Annotated in this window: 12 protein-coding genes and 1 pseudogene; 2 read left to right on the top strand and 11 right to left on the bottom strand. The window is 62.5% G+C overall.

Translation table 11 applies throughout. The features are described 5' to 3' along the window. Nucleotides 1–53: 53 nt before the first annotated feature. Nucleotides 54–764, bottom strand: coding sequence for a hypothetical protein (locus RF646_RS12830; protein ID WP_368836183.1), 711 nt, complete (start codon nucleotides 762–764; stop codon nucleotides 54–56). A gap of 59 nt (nucleotides 765–823) precedes the next feature. On the opposite strand from RF646_RS12830, the pseudogene RF646_RS12825 reads away from it, so the two are divergent. After that, nucleotides 824–1,457 (top strand): annotated as a pseudogene (locus tag RF646_RS12825) (integrase core domain-containing protein); the annotation flags it as partial. A 308-nt stretch (nucleotides 1,458–1,765) separates the two neighbouring features. On the opposite strand, the gene RF646_RS12820 reads toward RF646_RS12825, so the two are convergent. The 10 genes from RF646_RS12820 to RF646_RS12775 form a co-directional block, all read right to left on the bottom strand. Next, a complete protein-coding gene (locus RF646_RS12820; RefSeq protein WP_368836182.1) occupies nucleotides 1,766–2,197 on the bottom strand; it encodes a hypothetical protein in 432 nt (143 codons plus the stop codon). Beyond that, on the bottom strand, nucleotides 2,194–2,823 hold the full coding sequence (locus RF646_RS12815; RefSeq protein ID WP_368836181.1) for a hypothetical protein: 630 nt from the start codon (nucleotides 2,821–2,823) through the stop codon (nucleotides 2,194–2,196). Before RF646_RS12815 ends, RF646_RS12820 begins: the two co-directional genes overlap by 4 nt. Then, nucleotides 2,820–4,934, bottom strand: coding sequence for a glycosyltransferase (locus tag RF646_RS12810; RefSeq protein ID WP_368836180.1), 2,115 nt, complete (start codon nucleotides 4,932–4,934; stop codon nucleotides 2,820–2,822). The genes RF646_RS12815 and RF646_RS12810 overlap by 4 nt, the downstream gene beginning before the upstream one ends. Before the next feature lie 106 nt (nucleotides 4,935–5,040). Next, complete coding sequence (locus RF646_RS12805; protein WP_368836184.1) at nucleotides 5,041–5,571, bottom strand: hypothetical protein; 531 nt, start codon at nucleotides 5,569–5,571, stop codon at nucleotides 5,041–5,043. A gap of 112 nt (nucleotides 5,572–5,683) precedes the next feature. Next, nucleotides 5,684–6,289, bottom strand: a complete 606-nt coding sequence (locus RF646_RS12800) for a hypothetical protein (protein ID WP_368836179.1) — start codon at nucleotides 6,287–6,289, stop codon at nucleotides 5,684–5,686. A 32-nt stretch (nucleotides 6,290–6,321) separates the two neighbouring features. Further along, nucleotides 6,322–8,433, bottom strand: a complete 2,112-nt coding sequence (locus RF646_RS12795) for a glycosyltransferase (RefSeq protein ID WP_368836178.1) — start codon at nucleotides 8,431–8,433, stop codon at nucleotides 6,322–6,324. Continuing rightward, nucleotides 8,430–8,873: a hypothetical protein gene (locus tag RF646_RS12790; protein ID WP_368836177.1), complete on the bottom strand. Its 444-nt coding sequence runs from the start codon at nucleotides 8,871–8,873 to the stop codon at nucleotides 8,430–8,432. Before RF646_RS12790 ends, RF646_RS12795 begins: the two co-directional genes overlap by 4 nt. 8 nt (nucleotides 8,874–8,881) lie before the next feature. Continuing rightward, nucleotides 8,882–10,000: a polysaccharide pyruvyl transferase family protein gene (locus RF646_RS12785; protein WP_368836176.1), complete on the bottom strand. Its 1,119-nt coding sequence runs from the start codon at nucleotides 9,998–10,000 to the stop codon at nucleotides 8,882–8,884. A 502-nt stretch (nucleotides 10,001–10,502) separates the two neighbouring features. Next, a complete protein-coding gene (locus tag RF646_RS12780) occupies nucleotides 10,503–12,563 on the bottom strand; it encodes a hypothetical protein (protein ID WP_368836175.1) in 2,061 nt (686 codons plus the stop codon). Nucleotides 12,564–12,595: 32 nt separating this feature from the next. Continuing rightward, nucleotides 12,596–13,432, bottom strand: a complete 837-nt coding sequence (locus tag RF646_RS12775) for a prolyl oligopeptidase family serine peptidase (protein WP_368836174.1) — start codon at nucleotides 13,430–13,432, stop codon at nucleotides 12,596–12,598. Nucleotides 13,433–13,854: 422 nt separating this feature from the next. Between RF646_RS12775 and RF646_RS12770 the strand changes: the two genes are divergently transcribed. Then, nucleotides 13,855–16,461, top strand: a complete 2,607-nt coding sequence (locus tag RF646_RS12770; RefSeq protein ID WP_368836173.1) for a hypothetical protein — start codon at nucleotides 13,855–13,857, stop codon at nucleotides 16,459–16,461. Nucleotides 16,462–17,083 lie beyond the last annotated feature (622 nt).

Below are 17,083 nucleotides of genomic sequence, written 5' to 3'. Positions count from 1 at the left end.
CTCCATGCTTTACTGAATGCGAGTTGAACCAGTGTTGCGACGATGGCTGGAACTCAAGCGGTCCAGTGCTCAGTGATGTCGGTGAGCCAGAGCTCGTTGACGTCATCGGCGGTGAAGTCGCGCCGGACCAGGTCGTCGTGGACCGGCGGTCCGGGGCACTTACCGTTCTTACCGCGCTTCTTCCCGAACACCGACCACCACTGGTTCTCCCGGCAAATCCGCCACGCAGTCCGCTCCCACATCGACTCCCCAGCGGCCTCTGCCTCTCCTGCAAGGAAGCGATACCCGAACTCGGGATCGTCACGGTGGGCATCGGAAAGGGCATTGACCCGAAAAACTTCGACCAGATCGGACGCGGTGACCTGCTGTGTCCGCCAGCGATAGTAGGGCTGGCGCGAGAGCTTTGAGGACCCGCAGGGACACCGCGACGGGGATTCCATCGTCGGGGAGCTCACGCACAAGCGGGTAGAGCCTTTTCCCGGCAGGTTCGCCCGGGAGAGATAGGCGGCTGCGCGGCGGAGGACCTCGTTCTCCTGTTCGAGCAGGCGGATCCGCTTCTTCGCATCGCGCATTTCCGTCGACTCCTCACGGCTGCGGCCGGGGCGGCTGCCGTCGTCGATGTCAGCTTGGCGGATCCGCTTGTGGAGCGTCATCTCGTGAACGCCGAAGTCCTTCGCGATCTGCGCGATGGTGACGCCGTCCTCACGAGTCCGGGCCACCCGCACGACATCGTCGCGGAACGCCTGGGGACAGGGAGCGGGCATGGTGCACAACCTTCCAGGCCGCCCGGTGGGCAAGCCAGATCAGATGTCACCTATCCGTACGGCAGTCCCAAGAGCCAGTCCGCCGTTACGAGCATGACCATCCCGGGGCCATGCTGCATGTCGACGCGAAAAAGCTCGGGAACACTTCCGATGGCGGGGGCTGGCGCTACGTAGGACGCCGGCAATCTGAGAAGAACCGAGCCGCCACGTCCGACAAGCCCCGGAACAAGTACAGCGATCCGTTGATGGGCAAGGCCTACGTCCGCACCGTCATCGACGACTACTCCCGCGTCGTCTACGCCGACATCCACCACGATGAAACCGCCCTCACCGCGACGGGGTCCTGGTGCGCGCGGTCGCGGGGTTCAGAGACCGCGGTGTGACGGTCGAGCGAGTCCTGTACGACAACGGTGGCGCCTACTGCTCACACCTGTGGCGCGACACCTGCACCGAGCTGAGGATCAAGCATAAACGCACCAGGCCGTATCGGCCGCAGACCACGACAAGATTGAGCGCTTCCACCGCACTCTGGCCGACGGCTGGGCCTACGCCCGGTGTTGCACCTCGGAGGCTGAGCGCCGGGGCGAACTCGACGGGTGGCTGCACTAATACAACCAGCACCGTCCCCACACGGCCTGCGGCAACCAGCCGCCCTTCTCACGATTGACCAAGGTCTCCGGTCAGTACACCTAGGGACGGTGTAGTTGCCTGGGTCAGGTCTGCACGATGGTGGTACCGAGCCGGTTGAAATCGGTCAGAACGGTTCGAGCTTCCGGAGTGTGCTGGGCGAGATGGAGGACCTTGTGCCGGCATCGGCGCACGAGGGGCGAGGGGACCTCGAACGACCGGGCGCTAAGCGGTTTAAGCTCCCATATCTTCGCATCGTGGCAGCCTAATGCCTTGGGCTGCATCCATGTGACGAGCTCGCTGGCGAGTTGGACGATCTATTCGGAATGTAGTGACCCATCCGTGTGCTCCGCGAAGTTGTTGGCCCCGGCGTTCTAAGCCCAGAAAAGCATGCGTGCTTCCAAACGAGGCACGGCGGGCGAGGTCACAGCAAGGGTGCGCAGGAAATGCACCACGGGTGCCCGTGGAGCAGCATATCCGATGATCCGGAACTCGAACTTCTGGGCCGGCTCCGTCAGCAACAGGGTCGGGACTATCGAGAGTCCCGACTGATTGGCGGGGGGAAGGTATCGGAAGCAAGTTCTCAGCCCTGTTGAGTAGCTCCAGTTCATGCTTGACTCCGGCACCCCCGGAGACGTGACCGTGACCACGTACTCTGTGCGGGTGAGATCCTTGGGGAAACCCCCAACCTCAAGAGCCAGTTGCTGGGCCGGGTCGTCGAAGCTCGCTTGCACGACGACGGCGTTGTGCTTCTCCTCGGCTCGGAGGGTGTACCCATAAATTGTGCGATTGATCATGGTGGTCATGCGGTGCTCCTCTCGACGGAAAGTCCGACGGTGCGGAGTATCCGGTTGTAGGGTGCGAGATCGAGATTCATCGGGACGACATCTTCGTCAAGGACGAAGACCCGGGTGTTGAGATCGTGGCTAAACAACAACATCACACTCAATAGACGGTGGAAGTCATCACAGGTACGCTCATCGGTGCTGGACCACACAGCGTTGCTGGAAATCCAGAGGTGACGTGTGGAGGCCATCCTTCCGATGAAGTGGTCGGCGCGCAGGATGTGCAGGGTGTTGTCGCACGCGACGGGCGAATCCATTTTCATGCGGGTGGTGACCCGGGACCGCAGCTGGGAATGCGGTACATCGGCGGGTGCGAAGTGAACAGGTGCTGGGCTGATGGGCCGATGGGGGTAGATGTCCTGCAGACGTTCGGCAGTAGCGGGGGTGAATTTTCCTGCGACTTCCAGAACCCCGCTGGTGTCGGCGAGGTAGCACACGCCCATGGCGAGCGCGTAACGAGACGATGTCAACTCATCCGGCCAACTGTCCAGACTAAGCAGTGGTGCCGCCGGCGTTGCATCGTATTCACCCGGAACAGCGGTCAAGATATGACGGTCGAACAGGTCAACGTCGTGAACAACTTTCACTGATTGCCTTTCGTTGCGGGGCTCAACTGGTTCACGAGGGTGAGCAGTGTGGCGGTATCGAGAGGGCCGGTGCGGTTGAGCAGGACTCCGACTCGGGTCGTCGAGCCGAGGTAGGAGAGCGCGGCCAGGGGATCGGTGAACGGTGTATACGCGAGCGCTGTGCGCCCGGAAGGCGTGGCCAAGGTACGCCGGAAGCTCATGGTGGTGTCGGTATCCGCGTCCGCCGGTAGCTCGACCAACAGGGCGTCGAGCGGAAGCTCAGCGCATATGGCCTCGCGGATCCGCTGCACGGCGGCTGTGATGTCCGCCGTGATCTCCGTGCTGTCCACATCTCCTGAGCGGACGAAGTCCGTCTCTACCGCGGACGAAGATCGACGAGCGGCCGTCTCGAGTTTGATCTCAAATCCGTCCCGTCGAAATTGCGTCAAATACGTCCAGGTGGCGCGACGGAAGGTGCCCGAAGCGGACAAGAGTTCGTCGTGATCTCCGTAGACGGCGACGGCGGACGACACCCGGCTGTCCGAGAGCAGCGCCAGGGCGTTCCGGGAGGAGATGGTTGAGACTGTGACCGTTCGATCGACCAGATGGTCCGGGAGGTAGGCGAGGAGCTGTGGGTTCTCCAAGTCGGTCTTTACAGTGTTAGATTTGGAAGCGTGGGCTCGCTTGACAATCTCCTCCTTTCTCGTCGGACTAACACCGGTGCGGAACCAGGATCGAGTTAAAAGCGATCCTAACTTCTGGAAGGACCCGTCGGTCTCCGTCACCTGACCCGCGTGACGACGTCGGAGGGTGACGATGCGATCGCAGTGGGTGAACTGGACGCCGGCGCGCAGCGCTCGTAGTGCGATGTTGTTGTCCACCGAACTGGTGAACGACTCGTCGTATCCGAGGCGCCGTAAAATCTTCGTTTCGATCACCCAGGTCGGATGGCCCGCGAAACCGCCCTTTGGGTAAGCCCCCGTGAGGGAGGGCTCGGCATCGGACCACGTGGCCAGCTCTCCCGTCGCGTCGTCGAAATTAACGAAGTTTCCGACGCACCCGTGCACGCCCGATCCGATGGCGGCCAGCTGGATCTCCAACCGATCAGGCAACATGAGATCGTCGTCGTCCAATACGGCCGTGTAATGCCCTCGAGACTCCCGGGCGCCCCTGTTGCGGGCGGCCGAGATGCCAGCCTGTTCCTGGTAGAAGTACCGGACACGGGCGTCCCCGATCGACTCGACAATCTCCCGAGTGTGGTCCGTGGAACCATCGTCCACCACGACGACCTCAAGATCCTGGACCGTCTGGTACAGCGCCGAGAAGATCGATTCCCGAAGGTATTGGGCGCGGTTGTGGGTGCTGATGACCACCGACACAAGTGGGGCGGAAGCACCGGCGCCCCCGGTAAGGATGTTTCGCACCACTGAGGGATCGTTACGGTAGTAGGAACGGTTGCGGTCTACGATTTTCTTCACCTCGGGATCCGTCTTTGCTTGGACGGAAGTCTTGGGGTGGAAGATGTGGAAGAGATAGTCCTCGCTCGTGCCTGCCCACACCTGGGGGTATCCGGCGGCGCGGAGCCGCTTGGTGAGATCTAGGTCCTCCACGCCGTAGGTGTGCATTCGCTCGTCGTAGCCGCCGACCCGGCGGTACGCATTACGGGGCATCAGCAGAAGTCCGTGCCCCCATCGGGAGTGGATCTCCGCGTCGGCGAGCATTCGGTCCCAGTCGAAGCAGTTCTCCTCCAGCACGAGGGACGTCCAGTGCTCGGGCAGGTCCCAGACCTGATAGTTGAGAATGTAACTGGGGTCGGCCAGCATGGCCGTGGCGTGTCGCTCCAATGCCCCCGGGTACCAGATCATGTCGGCGTCGTCGCACTGGATGAGCTGACCGCGAGCGGCCTCTATGCCACGGTTGAGGCAGCTGGAGCGACTCCAACGGGGAGAGGAGGTATGCACCAGCCTTGCGCCTGTTCGTTCGCAAAGAGATCGGATCGACTCGATATCTGTAGAGCCAAAATCGGAGACGATGATCTCAGTTGCGAGCGATCCGGCCGATTCAGCGGCAGTCCGGATGGCAACTTCCAATCGGCGAAGCTCACGGTTGCGGAAAGGGATGATGACCGACAAGTCAGGTTTTATATCGTCGGTAGGCAAATGGGGGGCCACGAAAGATCTCCTGGGGGTGCGGATGGGGAGGGGGAGACGGGGATGCCTAGGAGGTGTCAGACCGGGATCAGGCACCAGACGTCCGAGTGGTCCAGGGCGCGGTAGTGTCAGCCGGCATCGGTAAAAGGCCGGAGGAGGCGCAGCACGTTGAGGCTGCCGAGGATGGCTGGCGCGGCCACTTGCGGGGGGGGGGGGGGGGTCGGCTGGCCAGCGGGCGGAGCCGACCGGGATGTTGGAGTTGCCCGCGATCACGTGGTTCTTTGTAGCTGCCGTCATAATCGAGGCCGCGACGGCGTCCACGTAGCGCATCCCCGGTGTGAGCATGGCGATTCGTTACGGGTTGTACGCTCCCAACAAAGTACACGTTCCCCATGACCTCGGTCCCGGCGTAAGGGGTAGCCCACCGCAACCGTCCGCTCCCCATATGAGCGTGCATCCGCTCGGGAAGACCCGGCTCATGGACCGGCAGCTTTCCAGCGGACAGCGCTGTCGCCTTGGCCGAGTCCACGTCCACCCCCAGCACCTCGAAGTCGAGCTCCGCCATCGCCCCCGCGTGCGTGGCCCCCGAATACCCCGTCCCTAGAACCGTGATCCTCATCGACATCGTTTTCCTCTTTTTCATATGAAAAGTCTTCGGGTCACTAACCCGGGATTGGAGGCAGCGGCAGTCCCACTATCGGACCGGTGTGCTCATGTACGCTCGGCCACCCTCAGCCTGCGGACTCGGACGCCCGGAGCCCCGGTGTCACCAGCGCAAGTCCGGTGGATACAAGCAGCTCCCGATAGCGCTCCACTTCGCAGGGGAAGTGGGGCTCAATGACGCCGACTCCCAGCTCCTCGGCAATCACGACCGCCGCTGCGAGCAAGGCCCGGGCTGGATCCTTTCCGGACGAACAATGAGGTGCATTGGTGGCGAGCAGAATGCGGTTGCTCGTCATGAATGATCCCGCTGAGGCCTCGGCGGTAACCAGATGGACGTCCCACTCGCCCCTGTCACCCGTCGATGAGGCATCCCAACTACGAGGAAGCCCGTCATAGAGATGCATCTTGGTAGGTCCGGGAGGGAACGGTTGCTGCTGGTAGGAGATCGGCGAGACGTCGGCGAAATCCGGCGCCAGAAACCGGGCGACCGCGGTGACGGTTGTGGCGGACACCGGGTGGTCCAGGTGGAAGGCAGTTGCCCCGATCCCCCCGTGGAGGAGCACCGCTGCAACGAGAGCACGATCGGGGGAGACGACGGACTGACTCAGATCGGTAGTCAGCTGGGGAATGAACCAACGACCGTCATAACCGGACGGGGTGAAACGCAAACCCATTCGACCGGACTCGTCGTGTACGCGCTCTACTCTCACAAGGACTCCTTGACAGCTGTCCTGATGAGTTTCAGTGCCTCATCACGGCTCGGCATGTTGAAAACCGACACCTCGCCGGCGGCGGTGGTGATGATGTCTAGCGCGTTCCGAACGTAGGTCTCCAGTGCAGACCCCTCGGCCACCACGGTGACAATATCGTCGTCGGAGCGAGCGTCCCGTAGCTGGAAGCAATCGACCAGATCAGGGACCGTCTCGAGTATTGGGCCCAGAGGCCCTGTGGCTGCCAGGACAGGCTCGGAGCCGTGAAGGGGCGGGCCGCCGACATAGGCGAGGAGATCACGACTTGCCGCCGCCGGATCGACGCCATCGGCCGGCCAGTGTTCGAGTACATCGAACGCATGGCCGGCGATGCGCAAGCGAGCCATGTCCGCATAGCTCAGGGACTCGACCAGGCTGAGGGACACCCAAGGCTGGTTGTTTGCGCTCCTGTACGTCACGGCGCTGGGGACTATACGACCTTCGTCGAGCACCTGACATATGTCCTCGCGAGATGCCCAGACAAGTCCCCGACGGCACACGAGATGGTCGGGAAGCCACGCCCCGCATACATCGTGGAGTTTGGCCCCCTGCAGCACATCGATCCAGGGTTTCTTCCCGGCATCTGCGCGCAAGGTGTGCCGTGTTTCCGACGGAATTCCGAACGCGAGATACACAAAGTTCATCCTTGCCTGAGCTTCGTGGTAAGCGTTGTCGGTCTTCGTCACTTGGCGGAGGTGGAGACGGCGCATAGCGACGATGTGTCCGCAGTGCGCCATGACGACACCAGCCCGCATCAGCCGCAGAAACAGCTCGTTGTCCTCGCCGCTGCTGATGGACTCGTCGTACGCGAACTCGTCGAACACGCGCTTGTCTACCAACCAGGTTGAATGGCCCGGCGCTCCGCCCTTTTGTAGGGCCGTGCCGAACGTAATGTCCTGTTCGCTGAACAACTTCATGTCTCCTGACGCATCGTCGAAGTTCACGAAGGAGCCGTAGACCAAACCGACCCCCTCCGTGATCGCTCCGATCTGCTGCTCCAGTCTGAGCGGAGGCATCAAGTCGTCGTCGTCTATGACGGCGATGAAGTGTCCCCGTGCTTCTTTCGTGATGCGGTTCCTGGCGGCGGAGATGCCTTGGCATTCTTGTCGAAAGTACCTAATCCGCGGGTCTTCGAAAGCCTCCAGGATTTCCCGCGTGTCGTCTGTTCCGCCGTCGTCCACCACGACGATCTCAAAGTCCTGCATCGACTGGGCAAGTACGGAGTACACGGTCTCCCTAAGAAGGGACGAGCGGTCACGAGTGGCGACGGCGACGGTGACGGAAGGCCGTTTTGCGTAGCTCTGCCCTTTCCAGTTAGTGAGATTGCGCACGACCGACGCGTCGTTGTACAGAATGTTTCGGTTGTACGAAATGGCTTCCTGAAAGGCTTTACTCAGCTGGTTAGAACGATCGGGCGAGGGGTGCCAGAGGTGGTACATCCGGATTGCCGGATCCTCCACCCACATAAGACGATTGCCGGCGCGTTGCGTCCGCTCCCCGAAGTCGATGTCCTCGCAGCCGTAGGTGTGCATCCTCTCGTCGAGGCCGCGCACCTTCTCGAGCGTCGTCCGGGAGACAGCGATCATCCCGCCCATGCCCCATCGTCCCCGCAGTCGCGAGAGACCTTCGAACAGGCGCCAGTCCGGGCCGGAGGACTCAAGCATCTCCTCCGTAATGCTGGGCGGGAGGTCGCGGCACTCGAGCAGTGCCGTGACGCTGGGATTCGCTGCGATCAGCTCATACAGCTTTTCGATGGAGCTCGGGGCGAACAGCATGTCGGCGTCGGTGCAGATCACGACATCACCGCTGCAGTGGGCGAAGCCCGTATTGAGTGCCCGCGACCGGGACCACGGGCCGTCTATGTCGGTATAGACCCATCGAGCCCCGGCGGTCTCGCAGACCTGCCGATTGCTCGCTGGATCCGCTGATCCGTAGTCGGAGACGACCACCTCCCCTCTCAGCTCACCAAAGGCCTCAAAGAGCTGGGCAATGACGAGTCCGAGCCGACGCGTCCCCCAGTCCCTAAAGCCGATGACGACGGATACCTGTGCTTCGTGCAACCGAGTCATTTCTTCCTAATTGCCGCAAAGTGGGCATCGACGGGAGCGGATTCGGCACCGGGCACAGCGCGGGTCGATAAGACAAGTACCGACAGAACCCGCGTGTGGAGGGCCTCGCCACCGTCCCGCCATCGCGCTGACTGGAGCCGAACCCGTTCGAATGCCTGCTCAGAGACCAAGTTTCCCAGGAAGGCGAGGCTACTCGATTCCGCCTGCGGGTGGATGATGATCGGCAGTCCCAGCTTCTCTGATCGCCGGAGCGAGGAACCGAGATCCACCGGGTCGCCGTCCTCGTCGAAACACTCGACGGTGACGGCATACTCGCTGGCCGCTACGGGAGCGCTTACAACCGTATACAGCTCGACGGAGGTAACAGGATACCCCAGCGTGAGGACACACTCCTCGGCCAGCGAAAAACGCTCACAGAACTCTACAGCCACCTTTGACATGGAATCCGTCAAAACTTCAGAGTAAGAGTGGGAAGTTCAAAGATGCTCAGGTATTCGTTGAAATTGGCATACAAATCACTCAGGTTATCGAATAGCTCCTCGTACTGGGAGAAGAGCGAGGGGTAGTCGGCGGTGGTCATTTGAGTGGCAGTCTCCAAAGGAACACTTGGCAGGTGGAGGAAGTCGGTGAGTTCATCGGTCCGAGAGTCGTGGGTGACCCACACGGCGGGGACGCCGGAGAGGATGGATGCCATATTCACGTGGAAACGAGTTCCGTAGGTATAGGACACGCACTCGGTGTTGAAGGCGTACCACTCTTGGGTGTGGCGGAAAAGCCGATAGTTGGCGCGGTAGTACTCCGACACTGTCCGGCGGGAGAGGCGCTTATCAGGTCCGACGTGCTTGCGCAGATACCACGGAATCTCGGGGTCCGTGTCCCCTCTGGCACAGGCGAGGTGGAAGGCGTGATTGAACTTGTTGACCGGTTCCACGAGGAAGGTGTCCTGCTCGATCGCGTCGATCAGCATTTCAGTCTCATCCTCCCGGTGCAGGACAGTCCCGGAGTAGGAAGGGCGACCAAGTTTCCCGGATCGCACTGCCTCGCGGAGGTCGGCGAACTTCTCGGGGCGTTGGAAGAACGATGGGCAGCCGGTGACGTAGACATTGGTGACCTCGGCGAAATGCCTGAAGACCTCCTTGGTGAAAGGGCCCCGGACACCCACGACCTCGCAACGCTTGCCGAGATACTGCATCAAGGCGACGGCCTCGGATGGCATGGACGCGTTCTGGAGGTCGTGGGTTTTCGACTGCGCTCCGAGACCGAATACGACGATGGGGATATCGATGGACTCCAGGAAGTGCTGGAAGCTCGCATACTTGGACCCGTCCGTGTCCCCGATCAATAACAGATTCGCGATGGTGACCACAAGGTGGCTACAACAGGCATTGGCGAATTCGGCAAACTTCGTGTATCCGCTGAGCCGGAAACGGGTGTCCTGATAGAAGACACAGTCATCGAACATTGCGAAGGGTGCGCGTCCATGGATCATGTTTCCAGCATTCTCGGGGTATTCCAGGGGAAATGCCTCGGGCATGGTCGGCAGGCAGCCCATTACTGCGATTGTCATTGTCTTCTCCTTTGCCTGCTAAATAGGGGTATTCATCGTGAGTGATCATGCGTCCTAAAAACCGCCATGATTCCCCGGGGGGGGGGGAGCGAGCCGGATGCTGCTAACATGCGGTGACCCAAAAGCCCAACTGCAGATGCGAGACAGTGACCGCGACCGTCCGCCTCGCTCGGTCGAGGGGTACCTATCTATTCCGGCGGCCCGGGGGTGCGGAAGGTACGGGCTACTTGCGGATGGCACTTAGTCAATGCACTTTGCCGAACCGGGCTGCGCGCTCCCTGAAATGCATCGATGGTCTGTTCTCTCACGTCGAGATTTCGTGTTCTGCTCAGGAGTTCGTTTGGATTAGCCAGCGGTTCAGGACGGAGTCCGCGGATCCCCCACGCCGCCTGCACGATCGGAGCTCTCTTGATGGTCTCAGGCTGCGTTCTGTAGATCGGCATGATTGAGGGCACAACAACCACCTTGTCGGGGAAACTGTAGGCTGTTTGGGGGGCGGTCCTCAGTTCATGGTACCCGTTACGGACATGGCGGCCGAGTCCGACGCGGTTTCGTCGCGCGTAGCGGCTACATGGTTCGTCCAGGGGCTCGTCTCGGCGTAGGGATTGCTCGAGACCGCCCGCGGCGCTCCTTTAGGGGCCATCGGTGTGTAGGAAAGATCGAGGATCCCTGCGTGGGTCGCCCGGCTCCACGACTCCTTGGACATCGTCCGGAGCGCCACAACTTGCACCTCGATCGTGTCCTCGGCCCGCAGATTGTGCACGGTCACCCAAGTATCGTACGGCCAGGCCGCGCCGTCGGTGCGGAGCAGAGTCTGTCCCGAGACCATCAGTCGGTACTCGAATCGGCCCAGCGAACGCTTGAACGCATAAGTGGAGCGGAATCGGAACTGCAGGGAGCCGTCCACCGGGGCGTGACCGATGACCCGGGTGGCGCTGTAGCCCTCAATGAACCGGTCGGTGGGCAGGAAAAGGTGGTTCGGTCCCGGCGCCGGCTGGGACACCGGTTCCTCGCCCGGTGTCCCGGGCAAGCCGGACAGGCGCAGGCCTCGCTCGAGCCAGGCGTTGACACGTTCCTTCCGCCGTATATCGGACCGCCTTTCGTCCCGTACCTGCTGATAGAGATTCCGGTCGTCGTTCTTCCCGAAGAAGTTCAATAACGGGAAATTGCGGTCGATCAACTCAGTGTAGGCGAAGCCATCCCGCCTATCCGCGACGTCGAAGGAGAGCAGCAGCTCGAAGATCGCGCGTACGCTGACCGGCAGGAACGTGTCGAAGCTGATGTCGGTCTCGTTGAGCACCTCGGACAACCACCGTCCCACTCGGAACTCCCAATGGAAGAGGTCCAGTCGGTGGTACCCGTAGAGGTCATCGTGGTAGCCCAGGCGTTGCACGGCCCCGTCGAAGTAGGCGTGCTGCTCGACATTCAGCGCAGGCGTGCCCGAATCCGTGGCGATGACGCCGGCCCGCTGCGCGTAATGCACGCGGATATCCTCGATCGTGTCGTTGTGCGGCCGGGGATCACGGAAGGCACGGCCGATCTCGAAGGCGTTGCCGCGCATGTGCATCACGTCGTCGCCGGGGAACGCCCGGTTGTAGTGGGGGATGAGCCAGCGCCCGTGCTCGAGGATTGAGTTACGGCTCATAAGGTGGGACAGTTCGGGGCTGGACGTGACGCCGGTGTCATCCCGGGAGAAGAACCGGTGGTCCAGGGGCAGCAGGTCCCGCAGCTCGCCCACAATTCTTTCGTCCTGGGCCAGCCGTTTGCTCCGGCGGCTCCTGACGTTTTTCCCGGGGGTGTAGGTAAAGCCGTATACCACCTGCAGGTGCCGGCGGGCCATGGCCAGCACCACCCGGCTGTCGGAACCACCGGTGACCGACACGACGACGTCCTCGAATGCCGTTGTGAACGCGTCCAGCTCACGCTGCCACATCGCCTCGATCGCAGACAGCTTCCGCCGGGTGGACCACCCGGCGTACCGGTTCGGCTGCCGTGGAAAGAAGCGCTCGACCTCCCACGTGCCCAGCACGAGGCGGTGATTGGGCACCAGCGCCCGGATGCCCGCCCACGGTGACAGATCCCAGGTATTGGCCGCCCCGGTGGGCCTCAGGGTGGTGAGCGTCGGCTCGTGCGGCACCAGGTCGTGGATGAGATGGGCGTGGGAGGAAACCAGTCCGGCCCCGGGGGAGTAGTAGACGGAACGAGCACCCGCGGCGTCCTGATACACCGAGGCCTGCGTCGCGTCGCCCGCGACGACGACGTGGCGCCCGGCCAGCAGGTCGAGGCCGTCCAGGAACGTGTCCTCGCTCTCCAGCAGTTTCTGCAGCAGCCAGGCCGAGACGTCGACGACCGACTCCTCGCCCACGGGGAAACAGGTGCCGTGGGTCAGGATGAATCGACCGGTCACCTCGTCGACGCACACTGAGGGCGTGCGCAGAGGGTCGAAGGAGAAGTGCCAACCGCCGGCCACCTCGAGGGAGTGGAAATTGCCGGGCACTGAGCGCTCGGGGGGAGCATGGCGGCTGAGGACGAAGCCGCGGGGATAGGGGGTGAGCCGTGGCACGTGAACTTCCTTAGGGGGTGGGGGGTGAGGGGTCAGTCGAGTCGCGGGGTGCGATTGAGGATCTCCAGGGTCTGCTCCTTGGGCATCGGATTGTGCTCCGCCGCCGGATCCTCGTACGAGAAGATCCTGACGTTGCGTGTCAGCCGTGGGTGGGATTGGACGAAGTCGATGAACATGGGGTGGTCGACTTCGCGGTCGTGCTTGGACGCGAGGTTGACGTAGTAGTCGATGCTGACGGGTTTGCCGCGTTTGGCGAGCAGATTCAGCGCGTTGGTGCGCACCGGATGCGCCCGCCGCAGCCGGTTGGGGAGCATGTTGTCGAACCGAGCTTCCCGCAGCGGGTTGAGTCCCGTAGCCATCCAGCGCGTCCAGTCGAACTGGGCATTGTTGATGACCGCCGCGGCCCCGGCGTCCCCGGCCAGCAGCGTCAGTGCCATGAAGCCGCCGGCCGAGGAACCGTAGTAGACCCGCCGAGCCGGCTCCCGCACACCGAGCAGGGCGGACAGCGCCTGGGCGGCGCGCGCCGCATCGTAAGCGACCCAGTGCTGCCTGCTGAGTTGCCCCCACGCCAGAGAGAGGCGGTCCTCGCCCAGTGTCCCGGGATCGCAGAAGTAGACCTGGTGGTGGTCGATCTCCTGCCACCAACTGGAGCGTTGGAACACCGGGTGACCTTGGGCTATGTGGTGGTCGACAGCGCCATTGCTGAGCACGAGCACCCTGTCCGCTCCTGCTCGAGGGACCACGAGGAACGGCAGCACGGACTGCTTGCCGATCACATCGAAGCGGTGGGGTGTGTCGGGGGTGAGGTATCCGAGGCGGGTGCTCTCGAGCGCCGCGAGGGTCACGGTCGTGGTGGGCAATTCGTTCATGGAGGGTTTCAGGTGGTGGGGTGGGCCAGGGCCCGGCTGGCCCCGCACATGGCCTCCGACCCCGTAATGTGGGTCGGCATGATCGAGGGCATAACAACCACCTTGTGGGGACGGGTACGGCCCGCCGGGCTCGCACTGAGCTGTTCGCCCTCAGTTTAGGGGACGCGCCTATGGTTGTGTTCACGAGAGCAGGTTGTGGATGGCCTTGAGGCATCATGATCAGCGGCGCCGGAAGCGCGTGGGGCCGCACGCGACGCCGCTCGATCGGTGACCATCTCGATTCCTCCCTACTGTCGCCGTAGAATTCAGGACAGTCATGGAGTGGTGTTCCTCATCCCTATGCGTCCACCCCCCAATCACCGGGCGCAGGCGAATCGGGCGATGCGTCGGATCTGGGAACCACAGTGAAGCGGGAGAGTCGCATGCACCAGCATCAAAACGTTTCCGTGCCCGCCGGGGTCTCCCGGCGCGGCCTCTTCTCGGCCGTTGCGGCTCTCGGATCGGCGGCAGCAGTGATGCCGCTCGTGGGGACCCCGGCCTCCGCCACGGCCGCCGTGGTGCTGGGGACGGAGGCGCCGGTCGCGAAGCTGGGGATGTCCGGAACCGAGGTGGGTCGCCATCGGAACATCTTCCGCAGCTTCACTCTGACCTCGTCCGCTGGCATCGGTGTGGTCGCGGTGGGACAGAGCAAATTCGTGGTCACCTTCAACGCCGGGGACGGGTTGGACACGGTCCAGATCTTCAACGCCGACACGGGGACGCTCCACTACAAAGCATCGACGCCTGCAAAGGCTGCCGGCAACTTCGTTCACGACGGTAAAGGAAACCTCTACTTCTCCTCCGGCAAGTCGTTGATGCATGTGTCCGTGACCGGCAGGACGATCCGCCAGCTCGCGACCGTCCAGGGCGGGATCACGGACTTGTACGACTTCCAGCTCGACTACAAGGGGCGGCTGTGGGCGGGGACCTATCCGACTGGCGTCGTGGTGTGCCTCGACCCGGCCAGCGGCAAGGAAATCACCCGTACGCCGCGACTGGGAACCGGCAACCACTACGCGCGGGGCCTCTCCATATCCCCGGACGGGAAGACCATCTGGGCGGGTACCGGGACTGCGGATCCGAATCTGTTTCGTTTCGACGTCGATGTCCCCTCCACGCCGAAACGCGTGGGCATCCCCGGTATCGGGACCAATTCCATCGTTGCACGCACGGCTGCCCGGGGGCGCAAGGTCTTCGTCTGGCACAACGACAGAGCCGGCAAAGAGATCCTCTCGGTCTACGACACCGTGGCGCAAACCTGGGCGCCGTCTCCGACCTCCTTCGCCGGACGCTCCGTATCCAAGACGGACGCCGCCGGCTACGTCTATGTCAACGCCTGGGGCGTCCTGCGGCGGATGCGCCCGGGCGACGCGGCCATGAAGGCCGAGAACGTGGCCACCGTCTCGGAGAAATCTCTCGTACACCTCGGAATAGCCGGCTCACACCTGTACTTGTTCACCGAGGCGCCGTCCGTGCTGAGGGCAACGAAGATCACCACGGCCGGGGCGCCCGCTGGGAGCGTGGGCTACCGAGTGGTTCCCGTCCCGCTCATGACGCAATCGATGGTCATTGATCCGCGCACAAACACGCTCTTTTCGGGCGGCTACCGCGGTGACGGACTGTGTTCCACGAATCTGGCCACGGGGGCGTTTGCGCACTCTGCGCCTGCTTCAGGCATCGAACAGATCGAGGGGATGGTCGTCGACGGCGAGAAGCTCTACGTCGGTTCTTACATCTCCAGCGTGATCGTGGAACACCGGACAAACCGCGGTGTCACCGACTCCGCTTCCTACCGCACTCTTGCAAGGCTGGGACCGTCGCACCGTCAATCGCGACCCTTCGGATGGGCGGTCACCACATCACACGTGGTGTTCGGAACCGTGCCGGAGCCCGGCTATCGGGGCGGGGCGTTAGGGACCATCGAGCGCGCGACCTCGAAGGTGACGGTGTATGACAATGTCGTGCCGGAGCTGTCGATCGTGGGCCTCGCCGCCGCGGGCGACATCGTTTATGGCTGCACGTCTGCACGGGCCGGGTACGGTGCGGACGATTACGAGGGCGCCTCCGTGGTCTTCGCAGCGGAGGCCCGCACCGGGGCGGTTCGCTGGCGCCGGGCACTGCCCGGGACATCCGAGAATTACGGCCCGGTACTGATGGGCAGCTTCCTCTACGTCGGCACCCTTGACACCGTTGTCGAACTGCGGGCCTCGGATGGCCGCGTCATGCGCACCTTTGTCCTCGATGAGGGACGGTCGGAACGGCCCGCGTGGCAGAACGTGGAACTCGTCCGCATTCCGGGTACCACCAGATTGGCACATCTTGCCTGGGGCACGGTAACGGTCCTGGACATTGCAACCGGGCAGCACGGACGTGTATTGGCCAAAGCGCACAAACACATGTCTTTCGACTCAACCGGGGCACTGTGGGTGACAACGGGTAACGACGTGGTCAAGTTGCGTCTGGATGCCGTAAATACCTCGGGTGCCATCGGTGCCAAGTATGCCGCCATGGGTGGCGCCCCCATACTGGGTTACCCCGAGGGTCCACAGCGAGCGGTGGCCACGAATTCTGGAATCATGCAGAGGTTCTTCCGCAATGGCAAGGCCACCTCGATCTACTCCTCGTCCAGCACCGGTACGCATGCGGTTGAGACCTCTAGCGCTATAGGCAAGAAATTCGTTGGCCTCGGCAAGGAGGATCGGGGCTATGGACTCCCGAGCACCGACGCTGTGCGATTCTCCGGCGGGGCGTACCAGGTCTTCAACAACGCGGGCCGTACGACTCGGGTGGTCACGACAACCCAGTACGGCACGTTCTCGATCGAAGAATATTGGGGTATCGGCAAGGCATGGGTCGCGGCCGGGCGCGACACAGCCTGGGGCTGGCCGACAGAGGACGAGCACGCCGTGGGCTCCGAGTACGTGCAGAGGTTCTCCAAGAACGTCACCGCGCATCGCGTGCCGGGCAAGTCAGTTTGGATTACGAAGTAGACGGGTATCGTCTGCTTCGGCCGAGGCGACCGTCTCTTTGTTCCCCGAACCTCTGGGGGTGGGGGGAGAACCGGACCTGACAGACCAGTCGGCAGCCGGATGGGACGACATCATCGACGCCTGAGACCAGGAGCTGTTTTCGGCTTCTAGTCCGGAATCACCGGCCAGTCATCCGAGGCTGGCACCCACGGACGAGTCCCATTTCTTCCAGAAGTAACCCGCGGGGAACCACCAGAATCGCTACCTGGGCCATTGTCCTTGCCATGGTCGCAAACATTGTGTCAACTCGTACGTTTTACCACATTTCCGTGTTGGGATATTTCAGTGTCGACAATCCACGAGGGGTTGGAGCAACCCGGATGAAAACTGCTAGACATTAAAACATTCCGTCCCGCCGTAGGTCCTAGTGACATCAGTGGAGACTCTGCAACTCGATAGCAGTTCGAATTTTTTGTTCACGGGCAGGAAAAGTATAGTTCGATAGCGTCTTTCGACTGCCGCAGAGCCGTCGCAGTACTGGCCCGTCACTGGCTTTGCTTGAGAATCGAGACTGAAGCGCCCTGGGTTTCGTTCCGATCCAACTGAAGGAGAATCGGAACATGCCCAAGAAGTTCAGCCCCGA

It is taken from the genome of Kocuria sp. CPCC 205261, assembly GCF_040981025.1.
Lineage (GTDB): Bacteria > Actinomycetota > Actinomycetes > Actinomycetales > Micrococcaceae > Kocuria > Kocuria marina.
Note: the sequence above shows the minus strand (reverse complement) of the source record. Positions and strands in the feature narration are given on the sequence as shown.

Bases quoted from the DNA above. Each gene is read 5' to 3' on its own strand.
- RF646_RS12770 (WP_368836173.1), top strand. From the start codon at position 13,855: ATGCACCAGCATCAAAACGTTTCCGTGCCCGCCGGGGTCTCCCGGCGC.
- RF646_RS12820 (WP_368836182.1), bottom strand. From the start codon at position 2,197: ATGACCACCATGATCAATCGCACAATTTATGGGTACACCCTCCGAGCC.
- RF646_RS12830 (WP_368836183.1), bottom strand. From the start codon at position 764: ATGCCCGCTCCCTGTCCCCAGGCGTTCCGCGACGATGTCGTGCGGGTG.
- RF646_RS12805 (WP_368836184.1), bottom strand. From the start codon at position 5,571: ATGAGGATCACGGTTCTAGGGACGGGGTATTCGGGGGCCACGCACGCG.
- RF646_RS12775 (WP_368836174.1), bottom strand. From the start codon at position 13,432: ATGAACGAATTGCCCACCACGACCGTGACCCTCGCGGCGCTCGAGAGC.
- RF646_RS12800 (WP_368836179.1), bottom strand. From the start codon at position 6,289: ATGGGTTTGCGTTTCACCCCGTCCGGTTATGACGGTCGTTGGTTCATT.
- RF646_RS12795 (WP_368836178.1), bottom strand. From the start codon at position 8,433: ATGACTCGGTTGCACGAAGCACAGGTATCCGTCGTCATCGGCTTTAGG.
- RF646_RS12785 (WP_368836176.1), bottom strand. From the start codon at position 10,000: ATGACAATCGCAGTAATGGGCTGCCTGCCGACCATGCCCGAGGCATTT.
- RF646_RS12790 (WP_368836177.1), bottom strand. From the start codon at position 8,873: ATGTCAAAGGTGGCTGTAGAGTTCTGTGAGCGTTTTTCGCTGGCCGAG.